The 19179-nt window shown below is 40.2% G+C and carries 9 protein-coding genes; 1 reads left to right on the forward strand and 8 read right to left on the reverse strand.

Annotation, left to right across the window (positions count from 1 at the left end):
- Window positions 1-12: 12 nt before the first annotated feature.
- Window positions 13-522: an XRE family transcriptional regulator gene (locus tag LI091_RS01825; RefSeq protein ID WP_265190715.1), complete on the forward strand. Its 510-nt coding sequence runs from the start codon at window positions 13-15 to the stop codon at window positions 520-522.
- A 228-nt stretch (window positions 523-750) separates the two neighbouring features.
- Here the strand turns inward: LI091_RS01825 and LI091_RS01830 are convergent, their stop codons facing one another.
- The 8 genes from LI091_RS01830 to brxC all read right to left on the reverse strand — a co-directional run bounded on the left by LI091_RS01830 (window position 751) and on the right by brxC (window position 19177).
- Window positions 751-1992 carry an IS256 family transposase gene (locus tag LI091_RS01830; protein ID WP_265190716.1) on the reverse strand — a complete coding sequence of 414 codons (1242 nt, stop codon included), beginning with the start codon at window positions 1990-1992 and terminating at the stop codon, window positions 751-753.
- 228 nt (window positions 1993-2220) lie between these two features.
- Window positions 2221-4794, reverse strand: a complete 2574-nt coding sequence (locus LI091_RS01835; protein ID WP_265190717.1) for a TrlF family AAA-like ATPase — start codon at window positions 4792-4794, stop codon at window positions 2221-2223.
- A 16-nt stretch (window positions 4795-4810) separates the two neighbouring features.
- On the reverse strand, window positions 4811-6928 hold the full coding sequence (gene brxL / locus LI091_RS01840; protein WP_265190718.1) for a protease Lon-related BREX system protein BrxL: 2118 nt from the start codon (window positions 6926-6928) through the stop codon (window positions 4811-4813).
- 20 nt (window positions 6929-6948) lie between these two features.
- A complete protein-coding gene (pglZ, locus tag LI091_RS01845) occupies window positions 6949-9591 on the reverse strand; it encodes a BREX-1 system phosphatase PglZ type A (protein WP_265190719.1) in 2643 nt (880 codons plus the stop codon).
- 9 nt (window positions 9592-9600) lie between these two features.
- Window positions 9601-11073, reverse strand: a complete 1473-nt coding sequence (locus tag LI091_RS01850; protein ID WP_265190758.1) for an RNA-binding domain-containing protein — start codon at window positions 11071-11073, stop codon at window positions 9601-9603.
- Between the two features lie 43 nt (window positions 11074-11116).
- Complete coding sequence (locus LI091_RS01855; protein WP_265190720.1) at window positions 11117-12019, reverse strand: hypothetical protein; 903 nt, start codon at window positions 12017-12019, stop codon at window positions 11117-11119.
- 14 nt (window positions 12020-12033) lie between these two features.
- Entirely contained in the window at window positions 12034-15618 is a 3585-nt protein-coding gene (gene pglX / locus LI091_RS01860; RefSeq protein WP_265190721.1) for a BREX-1 system adenine-specific DNA-methyltransferase PglX, read from the reverse strand.
- A 10-nt stretch (window positions 15619-15628) separates the two neighbouring features.
- Window positions 15629-19177 carry a BREX system P-loop protein BrxC gene (brxC, locus tag LI091_RS01865; RefSeq protein ID WP_265190723.1) on the reverse strand — a complete coding sequence of 1183 codons (3549 nt, stop codon included), beginning with the start codon at window positions 19175-19177 and terminating at the stop codon, window positions 15629-15631.
- Window positions 19178-19179: the final 2 nt, after the last annotated feature.

Genomic DNA, 19179 nt, shown 5'->3' on the forward strand with positions numbered 1-19179 from the left:
CACTGTCAAGAGGTGAGTGCTAATTTTTTTTGTAAAGAATTTCGCCGAATTGTACAATATGAAAAAGGCGTTCGTGTTCCGAAAAAAGATCCGGTCGATAAAATGGCACAGGCTCTTGATGTTAATCCTTATACCCTCTATGATACCGCTGGACGTGACGCTTCCGAAATGATGGAACTGCTTTTCTGGCTGGATGAATTTAATCCATCTGCCCTGCATCTGTTTCTTCCTCGGAAATTTCCCGGTGAAAAATGCAATGAAGTAGCAGACACTTCCGTTTACTACCATGACAACGATAGCTGGCCTGCCCATGCTCCTGTCTGTATGTGGTTTGACTATGGAGTTCTGAATGATTTTCTGAAAGAATGGGTTCTCAGAAAAGAAGAACTGAGATCTGGTGAGATTACCAGAGATGAATATTTTGAATGGAAAATCAACTGGCCACAGACCTGTGACGGGTGTGGAAAATATGAGCCTAAGAAACAATGGCTCTCTGTAAAATCAAAACTCAGTGAAACTTAATTTCACTGCATTTTTCCTCTTTGGCAAAAGGAAAAGCACTGTAAAACCAATAATCAAACGGTTTTCAGGAGACTATGAGAAAAAGTCTGTAAATAAGATTCTTCTATGATATGTAAGGGTGGTAAGCCTGAAAATCAGGCTTCTCACCCTTGTTTTATATATAACAGTTGTTGAATGGCATGTCAAGAGCAGGCGGTTTTCCGCCCGTTTTATTCGCCTGTTTATTCGTTACTCTGGGAGGCGTCCTTCGTACATAATACTCAGTTCACCATACACCTGTGCCCAGTTGCGGATCGTACTGGTCCATTTCTTCGTAGCTTCAAATGTGGCAAGATACAGTGCCTTTAATAGAGCTGTATCGCTTGGAAATACGCTTCTCTGGCGATTCAGTTTCCGGTAGGTAGAATTCAGGGATTCAATAGCATTTGTAGTATAAATCACCGTTCTGACCGTCGTTGAAAATTTAAAGATCGGCGAGATTGCGTCCCAGTTATCCTTCCAGCGCTTCATGGAATTCGGATATTTCGGTGTCCATTTTTCTGTTACACGCTCTAAGGCTGCCAGAGCTTTCTTTTCATCTGTGGCCTGATAAATGGTTTTCAGATCCGTAGCAAAGGCTTTTCTGTCTTTATCCGGGACATATTTCAACGTGTTTCTTACCTGGTGTACAATACAGCGCTGGTATTCCGTCTTTGGAAAAGCTGCTGCGATCGCTTCTTTGATTCCGGTTAAACCATCGGCACAGATAATTAATACATCTTTGACACCACGATTTTTCAGTTCATTCATAACGGAAAGCCAGTATTTTGCGCTTTCGTTATCGCCAACACTGATGGTTAAAACTTCTTTTTTTCCTTCCGTGTTGATTCCCAGAATCACGTAAGCAGCAAGCTTTCGGATCACGCCATTATCCCTTACAGAATAATGGATTGCATCAATGTAGAGAATGGGATAGACCTCGTCCAGTGGCCGGTTCTGCCAGTCTTCGATCTGTGGCAGGATCTTATCAGTCACATCAGAAATAAAACTTTCAGAAGTTTCAAAGCCATAAATATCTTCGATGGTTTCGGAAATCTGCCGGGTAGTCATTCCTTTGGCATACATGGAAATGATCTTCTGATCAATATCGGAAATATCTTTCTGACGTTTTTTCACAACCTGTGGTTCAAACGTTGATTTGCGATCCTGTGGCACTTCGATTTCCATCGAGCCATACCGGCCGTTGACCTGTTTCCGCTTATAACCATTGCGATAATCATCATTATCTGAGCGTTCGGATTTTTCGTAACCAAGATGATCATCCATTTCAGCTTCCATCATTTCCTTAATGGTGCCGCCTAAAAGATCCTTGAGCGCATCCTGAATGTCTTCTGCAGACTGGATATCGTACTCTTCCAGGAGCTGATGGATGATGTTTCGTTTTCCTTCTGTCATTTGTACACGATGTACAGGTTTCTTTTGTCTTGCCATAATAAAAGGCCCTCCTAATGATATTTATTGTATCATAGAAGAACCTTATAAACATTATTTTACAGAAAAAGTTTCATACTCTCGTTTTCAGTGCTTTTTTCATGTTTTTCCTATTAAATTTTCCTCAGACACCTATATAAGTGAAACTTAGCGAAACTTAAATTATGCCCAATATGGAATATACATATTTGTTTGTTCTTGATTTTTTAATCTGATCATCTATGCAATCTATTTCCATGATGTATAAATTAATTGCCTTTTATCAAATGCTTCCTCTCCGCCTTCCATAATATCTACAATTTGCTTATGTGTAGATTTCAGGTCAATATTCCCTTGCGATATATCAATCGTTGTATCTTGATACTCAACCACAAAAATTCTTTCAGCATCACCCAGAACTGGAATGTTAGCATTGTGTGTAGCAAAAATAAATTGTATATCTTGTTTCTTTTTCGCAATTGCTGTAATTACTTCATCGTAAATAATTTTATTATCCAAATCATCTTCTGGCTGATCTATAAGAATAATATCATTATCAGACTGCATGAGTATAAACAATATAAGAGCTGACGCACGCTGCCCTATTGAATGGTGTCGTAATAATTTGTCATGATAATATATTTCAACATTATTGGAAACCTGATTCTTCAGAAGATCCGCATACTGATCTTGCAATTTTTTATCAAGCTTTGTATATTCTGAGGATGAAATAATTTCCTTGATTTTCATACCATCACATAATATCCAGTCTTCTATAAGCTCCACATAATCTCTAAACGTGTCACATAAGTATTGATATTTTATTTCAGAAATACCTGACCCCCTAAAATCAGTCTTCATCTGTGATTTAAAATTATCTCTGTCACCTTTAAAATCAATAGTGATTTTTAATTCATTTTGTGATTCATTAATTTTCTGAATTTCAAGTTTATATGCATTGAATTGTTCTAATAATATATCATTTCTTTCACGCATTGCTTTCTTGAATGCACTTTCTATTTGTTTTTTGGATTTAGCTCGTTCATCTAGTTGCTTTAAATTCTCTTTATATTTTTCCAGCTCTTCTGTCATTTTGACAAATCCATCAATATCTAACGTATCATCTTTGATTTCTCTTTTTATTTCAGCAAATTCATCAGATAATCCATCTATTTTTTTCGCTAACATTTCCACTACATCTGCAAATTCTAATGAATTACTTTCTATCTGCGTGACGGCCTCTCCAATTTTTAAAATTTCATTTCCAATTGCACTTAAAATATCACTTGCCTTCTTTATAATATCAGAATTATAAATACTTTCCACGCCCTGTAAGCCTAAAGTCACATCTTTATTATTATCATAACACTTTTTTAATTCTCGTACTGCTGAATCAATTCGTCCTTTTACAGAATCTAACTTTGTTTTATCTGTTGTGTATCCAGTTTGTTTTTTTAATTTTTCTGCAACGCCTTTTTCCTTGTAAATAGACATTTTATGCTCAACTTCAGATTTTTTAATTTTGCATTCCTCAATCTGCTCTGGAATTTTATTCGCATCTAATAATTGAGAAACCGATGTTGTCAACTCCTTCACACAAGATGTTATTTCTGCACTTTTTCCTATTTTTCCACCAACCAATTTCTCAAGAAGACCATTTTCATGATCAGCACTATTTGATAGATCTTTTTGCCCAAAATATTGAATTCCATCAAACAAGCTTGACGGTTGTATGTTTAAGTCAAGTCCATTTTCATCTATAACATTACTCTGTTCTCCGTATATACGACTAACAATATAATGTTTACCATGTTTATCAACAACAGATAACGTTGCTTTTCCTCCTGAACCAAAAATATTTTTTATCAGTGATTCTTTATATTCTTTATCTGTTTGCAACGGCAAATCAAATATATAACGAATTGCTTCAAGCACAGACGACTTTCCACTTCCGCGAATTCCAATTAACGAATTAAGCTCTGATGAAAATCTAATTGTTTGTCCATCAAATTTTCCGCCTTGAAAACTTATAGATTCAATATACCCATGTCTTCTTTCTGGTAATGATTCAGCAACTCTACTTTTATAGTCCTGTAATGCAAATTTAATCGCCGCATATGAATATTCTCCGATTTTTAAATATGTTTGTTTATCGCCTTTTCCAATATCTTTCAATGATTTAGGATCCGATCCCTCTATAAGAGCTGGAATATAGCCAAAACAACGATTAAATTTATTTATATTATCCCTTGTCCTCGATTTTTGTATTCCTAAAACTCGTTTTCTAAACGGAGCAAGCCCTGAGAGCGATTCTAAAAGACCGCCTCCACATTCGTTAAACAAACCACTGCCTTGATCAACATGGGCAAATATTACAAAATAATCTTTTCCATACTCCTCCAGTTTTTCCAATGTGCTTTTTAAATCATAACAACATTTTGTATTTCTATTTTCAGGATTAGATATTGTTGCAAATGCGGCTATTAAAAATGTTTGAATGTGATTATTGCCATTTTCTAACCATTCATCAGGATTAAAAACTATAAGAGTATGTATACCATTAGCTCCCTCTTTAACAGTCAATTCCACACCAGGTAATATAAATATTTTTTCTTTGCTTGCTGCCCTTTTTAAGGCTTTATATTCATCTTTGTCAAATTTATTATGATTGGTAATAACTCCAATAGAAATATTAGCTTGTTTCAATGCCGAAATATATGATTTCACAAAATCATTTGGTTCACCACTATATGAAAATTCTTTATCTTTTTGTGTATGCAGATGAAAATCTGCCCTTAAAAATTCAAGCCCTGATTCAAACATTTTATCCCTCCTTATATTACTCTACCCCCAACGCCTTAAACACTGCATCTTCCGCACTCTGATACGGAATCAGCTGAAATGCACTCATCAGCTCAGCCGGAACGCTTGCAAAATCAACAAATGAGGTACTTGGAATCAGCACCTTCTTTGCGCCGCTATCCAGACACACCTGAAGTGTATTGGCAAGTTCATCCACCTTTATCATTGTGCCACTAATTGTTATATCTCCCAACACTGCCAAGTTGCTGACAACAGGCTTTCCAAGGGCAATCGAACAAAGTGCAATCAATGTTGGAAGTGCCAGTTTATCTGTCATGCCGATACCCTGCAAATCCTGATAATTGATGATGTAATCCTTAGTTGAGGTGTTGATAGCTCCACTGATCCGATTGCCGTTGGCTTTCAGATAATTAAATGCCGTATTCACCGCTTCCTTGCATTTAGAATCACTGCCTAAGCCAGTCCGTTCAATTTTGCCATTGCCTGGAAGCATCTGACTTTCCAAACGGAATACACCAATCATGCCACTTTTTCCTCTGGATACGGTATAAACCTGTCCCGGATTACACATTCCATCCGGTATCAGCTTACCGCCACCCTGTTCTGGTACGGAAACATAATGTTCTGACATATCTTCTAGATCTATATAAGAAAAGTTTACATCATAAAATTCCATACCGCCCAGCTTCTTCAATTGCTCCTTGACACGGCGACGCATTTCCAATGCAATCTGAATAATTTCTTCCAGTTCTTCTTTGGTAAACTCACCATTTGGATACATCAACTTCAGATAACCGTCTATCATACGACGAACCGCAATTGTATCACGCTGATTCAGATTTCTCCCCAAGCGGAAGTAGTGATCAAGTGCATCTCCATACTGTTCCTTGCGAAGCTCTCGGATGAACTCTGCCAAATAGTCACTGATAAAACCGTAATCATCGGTAAAATGCTCCGGTCTGAACTTCGGTATCTCCCATCCTGGAAGATAACAGTGCATACGATCAAGAAATGCTGTATCTGTTCCCATTTCCTGCGGGAAAGGTGCAAACAGACTGGACGTTTTCAACAGCACGTCCACACTCTGATTGATATTTCCCACAAATACCATAGACGCATTAGCAGCTTTTTCTTCTTTGCCACGGGCAAAAGAGCCGGATGCCATGTAATCCTTCATAATCTGAATGCCATCTTTATCTTTAAACTTGATACCAGCCACTTCATCAAAGGCTACACAGTCCCATAAGCCGACCAGTCCGACCGTTTTGCGTCCCATATTGTAAAACAGGTTTGCAACCGTCGTCTGTCCACCGGAAATTAAAATACTGTTCGGTGAAATCTCTTTGTAAAGATGAGATTTACCGGTACTTCTCGGTCCCAACTCACAAAGATTAAAATTATTTTCAACTAATGGAATCATACGGGTCAAAAGTAACCATTTCTCACGATATGTAAATTCATCTGGCTCCATGCCGATAGAACGAAGAAGAATATCCAGCCATTCATCTTTCGTAAAAGCCTTTCGTCCCTGCTTCAGTTCATCAATATCAATGTGCGGCATCTGGATCGGTGTCAGCTTACGGATACTGATTGGTGAAATATCTTTCTGCTTTTTCTGTTTGGAACGAAGCGGATTTCCATCAATGTCCTCAATACCAAAATTATTGTCGCCTTCCACCTCATAATCCAACTGAACAATACACCAGATGCCGCCACAAAGCAGGCGATCAAATTTTTCCGGGTATTCATCGGCAATCGGTACATTACCAACTCCCAAATTAGAAAACTCTGCAAAAAAGCAGTCCTTTTTCATATCCAGTCGGACAGTCACCATATCAATGATCGTGTGACTGCCCTTCTTTCGCAACTGAGACAGAATCTTCTGTGATTCATCCGGGCGTACAAAGTTGTCAGCAAGAATACGCTTCACATTCTGTACGCCTTTTTCAATGACCATTTCATCATCTGAGCTGCAATACTGCCCCAACAGAAACTCAAGGACATACACAGGAACGTTCGCCCCTTCCTTGATTTTCTTTGTCAGGTCTTTCCGAACAATCTTACCGTCAAAGTTCTGACGGAGCTTGTTCTTTATTTCTTCACGAGTACTTTCACCCTCTGCAAATTGCTCCATCTTTCTCTCCTCCTGCGGCATTAACTAAAAAAATCAAACTCGTCCACCGCAAAGGCAATGTCAATCTGAAATGGCTCCCGCTGTGGCATCTGTAATCCCTGTTCATCTGCAATTACCAGATAATAAGTAGCGGTATTGCTGTATTTCAGAGATTTCAAATTAAACTGGCAACGGAAAGTCCTTTCCGCACCGTTATCGCTGGTCTTATCTGCAATAATCTTCTGAACATCACTGATCTGCTTGCCGTTTTCATCCGTAAAATAAACCTGATAAGTAGCCGCTTCACGATTTGCACTGACTGCATCCTTCTGATAGAAGTTCAATGAGAAAATCATATTGCTGATTTTACGGTTTGCGGACAACAAATTGACTGTTACAGGCTTGGTATCATACTTCTGTTTATTACGCTTGTATTCCATAGAATCATTGCGGAGATAATGGTACTCAATCACCGGAACAACCATTTCCTGTAAACTGATACCACCATGTACAAACTTCATAGCACCACCACTCATCTTGATCCGAATACTTTCCCTTGGAGTAAATCCATCAAATTCTGTTTTGCCATCCAGAAATTTTACAGGTATCAAATAATCAGGCTGTACACCTCTCTGCATAATTGCATATCTTCTGCCATATTCCACACATCGCCTGTTACTTTCTTTTTTTATCACATCAGAGTTTACGGCATCTACATCAAAAAAGCCTCTTTTATCGACCTTATCCTCTTCCTTCAGCGGACTGTATGTGTAAAGGAATCCATGGTCAGCCGTAATCAGAATATTCGTGCCGCCAAATTCATTTACAATAATACGCACAAGGTTCTTTAATTCTGAAATTGCCTTGTCACACGCAGCAAAAACAGCAGTATCCGAAGTGTGGCTGGCTTCATCAATGGTATCGTGGTAAATATAGACCACATCCATACCTTTTACCAAAGCACTTCTTTCCGCTCGTTTCATAGCAATGATATCATTATACTTTAAGGCCACGCTTGCCGACTCTTCTGTTTTCAGAACCTTGTCCCTATAAGTACTTGCCGTAGACTGTCCATCTGCCAAAACCGTCAAAATATCGTTCCGAACCTCTACTGTCAATTCTTTGTGCGGCAACAAAGCTGCCATACCAAACTTTGTAGTAGAAGGAAAGATGCTCTGCATACTGCTGATAGAAACCTTACTTTGCGTTTCTCGCTGAAGCTGATCTGCCATCGTAGCCGCCACTTCATAACGCATGGCATCTGAGATAATTACAAATACTTTCGTATCCGAGGTTTGGATACGGGAACGGTAAAAATCCTCCTGTTGCGGTACTTCCAGAACTTTACCGTAAGTTGCCAGTTCATCCGCACATACATCCGACCAGTTGTTGCCCAACTCACCTAAGAACCAGTGCGTATAAAGTCCTTCCACCTTATCGACAACATGCTTGAACAAATCATCCAGCAGAATATTGGAAGTCTCCAAACTCTTTTGAAAACTAAGATGGAACAAACGGTAATAAGTGTCCATCTGATAGTAGCTCTCAGTATATTCTTTCCAGATACTTTTCGCTTCTGCGGTATGGAATCCGGCAGAATGTTCCTTAAAGAAACTTTGCATATTCGCCACTTGTAAGATACCGTCATAAAAATTCTCAAATGGCTCATACCATACACAAGTTCTACGTTTTTCAACGGTATTCGTAATGGTATCCACATCAATAATATGGTCACTAATCTCTGTCATTAGCTTTGTCAGAATTACTTCGTTAATACACGGAAAGAACTCTGTTCCTACCAAATCTTCTACTGTCAGCTTTTCAAAACGCTGATACAGACGAGCTTCATCCTCAACATAACGTGCCACATCATATAATTGCGGAATGTTGTCACTATGAAGCCATTCAGAAATAAAATCATAGCAATATGCCTGATGGGGTATGGAAATAAAACTGTCCAGTCCAGCAAGATATTCCTGCCGCATGGTACGGGTCGCTGCAGTTAAAAGCAGATGAATTGCCAACTGCCCAAGATCTGGTTCTTCCTCCACAAATCCACTTCCCTGACGAACCATCGCCCAAAAAGCTGCGTCTGCATGATATTTTACAAAATCCTGATAAACCGTATTATTATTCAAATCCAGTCCCGCCTGGAACACACTACGTAGAATCATATTAGGCTGTGCATCTTTCAATCCACAGATTGCCGCCATGACAGCCATGTGTAACTGTGCCGGTGTTTCCGGAACTTTATTCTGCGTGCTAACTTTCAAACGACGGTCTTTCGCATTGAAATAAGCACGATAATTTTTAACCTGTTTCCTCATTGCCGGATTTGATATAAGTCCCATCTCATCCATCCAGATAGAAATCAGATCCGCCCGAAACTCTTCGCTATAAAGCTCCACATCTAGAAGCCAGTTATCATCTGGGCGGTTATAGACACACGGACTGTAAACCAGATAATTTGTGGTCAAATCATCTACTGAAAGCAGCTTCTTCACAGAAAACGCATTATTTCCAGTCAGCGCAATCACCTTTGCATTTTCCAAAACCACTTCATCCAGTTTATCCTCAAATTCCTTATCTTCATCGTACCAGAAAATGATACGACGCTGATAAAACTCAGGAAGAGGTGCAGCAAACCTGCGATTTAAATCTTGTATTATTTTATCTGTATCCATGCTGTCCTCCTACCTTATAATTTTCCAATTTGCTTTTCGTTTTGTTCCGCTCTGTACCAATCTACCTTTTTCCTGTAAAGAAGCGAACATTCGAGAAACCGTTCTTTTCGATATACCCATTTTTTCTGCATAATAGGCCTGTGTTGCAGACGGATTCTTCTCTATAATCTGCAACAATTTTTCTATCTGCATCTGTTCCTTATTAAGTGGCACTTCAGCGCCATTAGTGCCATCATCAGCGCCACAATTAACGCCATTAGCGCCATTTTTAGTGTCATTGGCGTTAATTATGGCGTTATTGGTATCAACCTGACCTCGATAAATATTGATACGCAAATCAACTTCGCCACCAATAAACTCCGGATCCTGCAGTCCGGCAGCTTTCACTTTGTCTATAATTCTCGGAATGCCGCTTCCCCAATGCTCAATCAGATTCATGTAAGCAAACGCATGAGCAAGAGCTTCATTTCTGATTTTAGAATAACCTTCTTTCATACGCTCCATCGTTTGTCCCATTGGCAGCTTTCCTGGAGAAGTAATTTCCAATCGGTTGTCATATACCGCCACCTGTATCGTACCATGATCCAGATAACTACGATGTACCATAGCATTGATAATCAACTCACGAATGGCATCCGGTGGAATCTCATAAACATCCTGGCGATAAATTCCCACAATTGTAGCACCTAGATGAATATTTCTCAAAACAAACTGAAACGCTTCGTCTATCTGTTCCCAAAGCGGACCAGTATACTCTCTACGATCAACAAATACCGCTTTCGTTGTCCCTTTGAACACACCACATTGCGTTGCAACATGAAGTCCTCCGTTGCCTGTCAAAATAGCAAACGCATTGGATGGAAAATCTTTTCCATCACGCTCAATTAAAATTCCCCAGGAACGCAACTGCTGTCTTCCCACATCTTTGATCGATGCTTTCTGTTCCTCTGTACGAGCATTTCTGACAGCCTGCTCTTTCATAGCTTTGCAAAGGGCATCAATATCTTCATCTGTAACATTTAACCCAGTACATAAAGCCTGATCGTAGTAACGATTACTGCCCTCAAACAACAACTCCTTTACCATATACTCATCGGCAAGGCGGGTAGTTCCGGCAACACGGACATATACACCGCCATCTCTGCCAAGGGCTTTGATATAATACGGTCGCTGTCTGCCCTCAGAAACCTCTACCACAATAACAGTTTTACCATCAACCGTCTGTAAAGTAATATCCGGGATGATTGCCGGTTCACAACTGTCTGATACAGCATTGGCAATGGCATCCATTTTCTTGAATACATCTTCCTTGTCAAAGCCAACAACCTCCCTGGTTTTATCGGCAATTCCGAAAATGATTTTTCCTCCGGTTCCATTCGCAAAGGCAACCACAGACTTCATATATTTGATGCTTTTCTCCGGCAGGGTCTCTTTGAACTCCACATTCTTCGATTCTCCTGCAAGAATTTCTTCTATGGTCATCATAACACCTCGCTCTCTTTGGTAGTATTCACCACCATTTTGACTACTTAATTGATGTTGTTATTGCGCTTAAAGCTTTACTTAAAGCAGCTTCATCAGCTTGTTTTTTTCTTAAACTTTCCCACATACCAAGTATCTGATAAATACATTCTTTTACAACTGGAAAATATTTTCGACATTCTTCTTCGCTTAACTCATGAATGCCCTTACTAAGAATTCCATAGATAGTTGTATTATTGATGAGTACTTCTGGAAGATAGCCATCTAGCATCTTAATTCGTTCAGACATTCTTGCCTGCTCAAATTTCTCATCATCAATCACATCTCCTACAGTTTCTTTGGCTTGATAAACAAGTCGTTCAAGAATTCGTCTTAAATAAACATATGAACCAGCTCCAACTCCACTTGCAAAAAGTCCTATCGCTGTTCCAAGTTCCTTACGATCTTCCTTAGAAATCACATGCTTATAAGCATCTAATTCTGGAAATGTCATATCCGCAACTGATGGATACTGTCCAATTTTCATCATGGAATTATCTGTTGTCAAAACAACATAATCTAAATGATGCTTTTCATTCATTGAACAAATATATTCTAATTTCATTATTCTCACAGTATCGGCTATTTGCCAATTTATCCATCTCCATTCTGCAATGAAATCTTTTTCCTCCCTGACCTTTTTACTAAAAATCAGATTTTGGAGAGATTCTATCTCTTCGCCAAGATTCCTGCACACTATTTTTTCATGCCCCTCCGGTCCTGACTCAAAATAATATTCAACAGGTTTCATCCTAAAAACACGTTCTCGCTTGCACTCTTTACAATAAGTACTGATTTTTATATTTCCCTTAATTAATTCAATCAAGTCGGTAATATTATTCTCACAAATCTCTATAGAATGATATAATCCTGCTGTTTTTAAAAACGTAGCAAATACATTATCCAATTACTCCACTCCTCCTACTTTATTTTAGCCAAAACATCCTGGAAAATTGCATAATTCTTCTTCACACCATCGTCCAGATCAATAGAAATCATCTGGTCGGCAAGGTGATGAATCTTTTCCTCGTAGATTCTGATTTCAGTATCCTGTGCCTGCAAAGTAGTTAATTTCTTTTTTAACTTCACCCGCTCGCCAGTGGATGCATTGGCACTCCGCTGTTCCAAATCGACAATAGCTGTACGATAACGAGCCTGCTGCTCATGCACATAATCGGTACGAATACGGGCAATAGTGTCCGGCTGATAGCGGTGCATATAAATCAAAGCCTTAAAGCCGTTCTTCTTTCCGCTGTCAAACAGCCAGTAAATCGGACGTTTCTGATAAATCTTGCAATGGTCTTTGTAAAAATCATTTAGGAAATAATTCCGAATCACATCCTTCGGCTGACCTTTGCTGTCCAAAGCATCGGCAATGAATTTCAGGTTTTCATCCAGAGTATCTGCACCGTAAACGGTTTTCACGAACTCCACGAACAAACCAACAATATCATCCTCAAAGTATTCATCGTCACAGATTGGGATAATGTTATCTGTATCAGGAGGATAACTGGCTTTGCACCATTGATTTCCCACACGTACACCATCATATTTCCACAAACTACTTCCAGCCCAACCACCTTCAATTAATAGACCATCTGCATCAATTTTTTCATTAGCTTGATCACCAAACTGACTAATCCAACGACAATATTTTTCATCAAAATTCCCGCCAGCATAGACAAGACCCGGTATGTCTAAAGAATAACGACCAAACATACAACCAACTGCATAGGAAATGAAAGAGCGAATATCTCTGCCGAGGTCAGCCTTGCGGACAGTAACATCCTTATCCTCAACTTCCGGTGTCAATTCTTCCTGCAAGCCGTAAATGTCAATGAAAATACGGTTCAGTTCTTCCTCATTAGTTTTCAGCTGATTAAAGCGGTTGTCGCATTCTGTCTGCCACTGTTCAAATGCTTCAGCAATGGTAGAAACTTTGCGAAGCAATGGATGGTGCTGGAAGTCCCATGAATATTCATAAGAATCCCATTCTTGTTTAGATAAACCCACATTTTCTTGTGCTAAAATTGCAACACTTTTTTCACTATTTGAATCTCCAAACAGAACCGGAATTTTTCCGATTTGTCCCACTTCAAAATTTACCGTTGATTTCATAGCACTGATTATATAATCAAATGGAAGCGAATTAACAAAACCCAATAAATAATCTATTTTAGCAGACGCTGTTATTCCACCTCCACCTCCACCAAATAATTGATTTGTAATATAGCGTCCAGTAAATTTTGACATAGTCATTGCTGTATAGGTAATTTCCGGTTCAAAGTAATGTTTAAAATTAGCTCCACTGGATTTCTTAAAGTTTCTAACTTCATCTCCATTTTCTCCCCAGTTTACAACATAATCATTGTTTCCATACCATCTTCTAAAGGTACCACCCTTAGCATAGGGTTTCCATTTCTTAGATGCCACTTCAAACCAGAATCGGAGGAATCTATCTTTATCACGAGTTTTTAATCCCTCAAATACTGTAGCGTATGTGTTAATATTTATTCCAGATTCAAAGGCATCTGCAAAAGATTTTGTTGCCCAATACGCAATAATATCGTTTGGTAAAGATAAATATAACTCTTGTACCGTTGCATAATCTTTAGTTCTATAAAAAAATTTCTTTTGTTTTGCCTCTTCTGTTTCAACCGCACCTTGTCTTTCGAAGAATTTTTTATAAAATCCCTTATATCTATTAAGTGAAGTGTTAGAAACGACAAATGCCGTTGTTCCATAGTCAGAACCAAACATACCTCTTCCCAAATGAAGCATATTCACAATGTATTCGTTACATAGCATTTTATTTCTCAGATTTGAATAGCTTGCCAAAGACATCCATACTGGTATATTTATCATTGCATAATAGCCGTTCTTCGTTGTAAGCCTGATACATTTTTCCATAAAAACTGTACTCAAGTCAGAGCATGAATCTGGATATTTTTCTTTTACAAAATCTTGCAATTTAGCTTCTACATCACCTATACCTCGGTAAGGGGGATTTGTAACAACAACTGAATACTTTTCAGATATTATTTCTGCCACCTGTACCAACGGCAATAATTCTCTCAATGCCGTCTCACGGGACATATTTATATCTAACGTAATCTCAGCGAAACGGTCATACAGAACAGACCAATCCTGCGGTGTTACGGTTACAATCGAACCATATTCCTTTGCATCATGCAATTCTTTGATAATGGTATCCATAGCGACTGTGAGCTTCACATCGCCATTACAGAAATAGTCCACGGCAAATTTATCTACATGATTACTCTCCACGATGGCATAAACATGGGGCTGAATACCACGGCTGAAGAAGCGGCGGTCATACTGACGGGCTTTCATCATTACCGCAAAGTAAGCCAGCTGTGCCGCACGGTCATCAATATCCAGACCGTAAAGATTGTTCTCTACAATACTTGCCACCGCTTCACGGGTGGTATATCCGTAGGATTCATAAATCTTCATCAGCACATCAAACATATACGCAAGAATATGACCGGAACCGGAGCAAGGGTCAATGACTTTCAGCTGATCCGGTGTCAGTGCAGCGTATTCCTTGCGAATCTCTGCAAGCTGTGTCTGCACTTCCGGCTCCTGCTCGGCTTCTTCCAGATAGTAGTGCCATTTGGTATCTTCCGGGTCACGGTTTCCAGCAGCATAGGCAGACTGTTCTTCCTCTGTCGGTAAAAGCTGTTCTTTCACATCCGGGTGTCCTTCCAACCACAGGCGACCAAGGCTGTTCTCTACCATATAGCGAACAATCCAGTCCGGTGTGAAAAGCTGGGTTGCTGCAGGAATGTTTTCTTTTGTAATTTTCACATTCTTTTTCAGAGCTGCGAAAACATCGTCTTTTTTCTCGCTGTTATAATACTGATACAGCCAGCCAATGATCTGGACAGCATCTTTCCAGTCCTCCTCCGGTATCAGCTCAATCATCTGCTGAATCACACTGCCTTCTCGGAGCAGATTGTCCGGCAGAAGAAGCTCGGTGTAGTCCGCAATCTTCTGGAACATTCCCGGCAGAATCTTATTCAAAGCGTTACACTGCACAATCAGCAGATATTTATACAGTTCTTCGGTCTTTTCTGCATCTTTCAGCTCATAGACCTTTTCCATATCCAATCCATCCAAATCCATATGAATAGCTTCGGTTATAATCTGCGGCTTAAAATTGTTTTCCTCGTCCGTGAACACACGTACATGAGAGGGAAGATAGCCGTTGACTTCCATGAATCGCAAAGCAGAGAAGCGGTTGAACCAAGTGTAGGCAACCTCCTCCATGACCTGCTCATATCCTTTATCGTTAATCTCAGCAATCAGGGCCTGACGCTGTTTCTTTTCATCAGTAGTGAGGACTTTGCCGCCAATGCTGTCCGCATTGGCATCCTCAATGCTATCCTCTGTGATACCATATTCCACACCTTTCAGGGAAACACGGGCGATCAGCTCTGTTCTTGCCCAGACAGCAAATTTTTTAATTGCATTCTTGTCCATACTCGTCTCCTTAATTCAGCTTAATTTCGTCGCAATTCTTCAGCAACTGTTTCAGCTGTGAACGAATCTTCTCTACATAATCATCAATATCCGCATCCGTCTGTAAGGTCTTTGCCTGGAATACAACCTGACGGTTATAGGCACGGACAACCTTTTTCTTTGCCGGAGCAGCTTCTTTTCCTGGCTGTGTCGGCTGTACTGGTGGCTTCGGTGCAGGCGGAGCCAGAACAGACTCGATATTGCTGACCGTATCATCCTTGTACTGGCACATCGGCAGGAACATGGCATCCAGAAGGGCAAGGCTCTTTAATTCTGCGATTTTCTCCTTACACTGGCTAAAATACCGATCTGATTTTTCAATCAGATGGGATGCCTTGGAATCGCCGTTTGCGGCAGTGTGGGTGGCTTCCATACACTGACGAACCGTTTCCAGAACCTCGGCACGTTTTTCTTCCAGCATCTTATCATGGGCAGTACGAACCGTATCCATCAACGGATTTAATTCACGAATCCGATTATAGTTGAACTTGCTTCCGGTCTGAACCATGGTAATCAAACGGATGGTATTCAGTGCCTTGTGTGCTTCCTCATTTTCTGCAATACGGTCAAGGTCATCATGCAGAGATTTTTCAAACTGCACAGCCTGGTCGAATACTGTTACCTGGGTTTTGAAGAAGTTTTCAATGCCGTTGCTCATGGCTTCTTTATTGTCGAATAGAGCATCCTCTTTTTTCAGCACACGCTCAATCAGGGCAATATTGTCTTTCTTCTGAGAAAGTACATCATCCATCAGATGAATAGCTTCCTGCACCAATGCACGATCCGGGTATTTATGTCCGTCATAACAGGCATCCAGAGAAGCATAATAATCACGCTGTTCGGTAAACTTCTCCGTCACAAAGCGAATCAGACCATCTTCATCGTCCGGTACATCCATGATGTCGAAATACTCTCGGAGCATCGCTTTTACATCACGCATCATCGTAGCAGAAATGGTTTTACGCTTACTAATGGAAGTCTTGCCAATTTCACTCTTTTTACGAAGCATATCCAGCAATTTCGGGTCATCTGGCTGAATGGTATTGCCTGCATACTTGATGGTTACTTTCTGGGAATAAATCAGCTGTGCCGCAACCGCAGCAATGTCGATTTCTTTCCAGCCATACGGAATCGCACTGTATTTACTCTGAACATCTGCCATAGAAGTCGGCAGCTTTTTCGCATCCTGCATTTCCAGATATTCTTCCATAGCAGAAGCAGCATCACGGTTTGGCTCCATGCCCGGAAGTGCTGTTACCGCACCTGTCAGAATCGCAATAATATCTGCATCACTGCCTGCATTATCTGTAATCAAGTTGAGCTTGCTATACACATGGGCAACCAGATATTCAAGTGACTGGTCAATCTTACTCTTTGCATTTCCGGCTTTGATTTCCAGATGCTCACCGTCTACATAGAACTGTGCCCCCTCGATAGCATTTTGCAATTCGCTCATTGCACTCAGCTCATATTTTCCGGCTTCGTCCTGCTGGTCACTTATGATTTTCTGCACAGTTTTTGGAAGCTGGCTTACATTTCTCTGCTTTACATACTTGCGAATTTTCATAGCAGATTCCAGAGATTCATAGTAAGGTGTGTCAGCCAGGACCACGATTGCTTCGTTGCCTTTGGATTCTGCCATCAGACGATAATCCGTTTTTTCAATAGCATCGGTAGCAACAGTCAGGAAACGTAGACGCATACCGCCTGTTGCCACACCGACAGTAATACCATCTACCATTTGATCGAAGGCAAAGTCATATTTTCCATAACGGAACTTCTTAGTTGTGAAAATATCACCGTAAATCATCTGAGCAATACGCTCTACGATAGAAGCAGTATCCACATTGGTATCTCTAATTTCACGCTGAATGTCCTGTTCTTCGTCAGTCAGGAAGTTATAAGTATCACCGGTTCTGCCGATATAGTTCTGGCTCACCAGACGATCAAGACATCCACGAACAGCTTCGCGCATGATAATCTTATCCGCACGAATATCGTCTGCCATAAGGATTACGATATTGTCTAGATTAGAAGGAATATCATCAATATATCGGATCAAGTACAAAAGTTTCAGTACATCTACATCCTGCTGTTCGATGCCATCGCCGTTGTCAGCAGCTTTCTGGCAACGTTCAATTACTCGGCGGATAGAACCGTCCAGGAACGTGTGTACGGTATCATAAAAGCGAAAGAACGGCACAAGTGCATATTCATCCTTCTCCTGAATTTTCTGTGCAGCTTCCTGGAAACCGGACAGCATGGAACGCTCACCACCAGACAGGTGCTTACCGGAATTTCCATGTTTCCGGATTTCAGCAAATACCTTCTGCATGATGATAAACTGATACGGCACGAACGGGAAGTTCTCGGTAAATTCCCTTGGGCCGGAATAACCTTTAATATCCAGAATGGAACCGCTAAAGCTGAACAGGTTACGAAGAACAGAATCATTCTGCTCATAAACATCTTCCAGATTTTTAGCTGCTTCTGGTTTCTTTTTCAGAATACGTTTCTGGATGACTTCATCCACAGAGGAAGATGATAAACTCAGTCTTGTCTTAAAACGAGCCTGAATACGGGAGAACTCATCGGCACGAACTTTGATGATTTCATCAATCGCTTCCTGTCCGGTGCAGATCACCCAAATCTTTCCTTCACACTCACTTCCGATTTTTTCTGTCAAAGACTGGAGGTTCAAAAGCATATCGGTGTCTGTGCCGACATACTGACCAACTTCGTCGATCATAAACAGCAGACGGAAGTTCGCAGGTTTAGTATCCACATAGGCTTTCATATCTTCCACAAGCTGAGCAATAGATATTTCTGTTGCAGTTTTATCATTGAACCATGCCTTGGCATCGTCCTCACTCATATCCAGAACTTCCATTAAAGTCGGAATAATAAACTTTCCATTGAATGCAAAGGCACGGCGCATTTCCATCCAGGACTTGCCTTTCTTTTCTTCAAAAACTCTGCGGAACTTCTCCGTTTTTCCCTGCTGGTCGATATAACGCTCCATCATGGCAACTTTCAGATTTTCTCCGTAAAATCCCAGATGATTATAGAACATCTTTGCAAAAACACGAAGTACAGCTGTCTTGTTTTTATTGCTGAATCCCTCAATATCAATATTGAACAGAATTGTCTCCGTTGTTCCCTTTGTAGCACGGTCGATCAGCATAAAGGTTGCCGGATCGTCCTCAAACTTTTTACGGAAACGCTCTACACTGCGGATGCCTTTTACCTCTTTATTTTCCAGAAGGTAGGAAAGCATTTTCAGGAAGTGAGATTTACCACTTCCAAAGAAACCGGAAATCCAAACACCCATATCAGCAGTTGGCTGGTCGAAAGCATCACCGTAATAATTGAAGAACGTAATGAAATGTTTCTTCAATTCTCTGGTAATGACATATTCATTTAACTCCTGCTCGATTACATCATCAGCAGCCTGATCAACTTTAATAACACCATTGATTTTGCGGTTAATGTCATCCGCAAACATATCTCGAATCATCATAG

This window comes from Blautia sp. MSK20_18, from assembly GCF_020553125.1.
Taxonomy (GTDB): domain Bacteria; phylum Bacillota; class Clostridia; order Lachnospirales; family Lachnospiraceae; genus Blautia_A; species Blautia_A fusiformis.

What these genes read in the sequence shown, in the direction of transcription:
- LI091_RS01830 (WP_265190716.1), bottom strand. Translation starts at nt 1,992, where the DNA reads ATGGCAAGACAAAAGAAACCTGTACATCGTGTACAAATGACAGAAGGA.
- LI091_RS01835 (WP_265190717.1), bottom strand. Translation starts at nt 4,794, where the DNA reads ATGTTTGAATCAGGGCTTGAATTTTTAAGGGCAGATTTTCATCTGCAT.
- brxL (WP_265190718.1), bottom strand. Translation starts at nt 6,928, where the DNA reads ATGGAGCAATTTGCAGAGGGTGAAAGTACTCGTGAAGAAATAAAGAAC.
- pglZ (WP_265190719.1), bottom strand. Translation starts at nt 9,591, where the DNA reads ATGGATACAGATAAAATAATACAAGATTTAAATCGCAGGTTTGCTGCA.
- LI091_RS01850 (WP_265190758.1), bottom strand. Translation starts at nt 11,073, where the DNA reads ATGACCATAGAAGAAATTCTTGCAGGAGAATCGAAGAATGTGGAGTTC.
- pglX (WP_265190721.1), bottom strand. Translation starts at nt 15,618, where the DNA reads ATGGACAAGAATGCAATTAAAAAATTTGCTGTCTGGGCAAGAACAGAG.
- brxC (WP_265190723.1), bottom strand. Translation starts at nt 19,177, where the DNA reads ATGATGATTCGAGATATGTTTGCGGATGACATTAACCGCAAAATCAAT.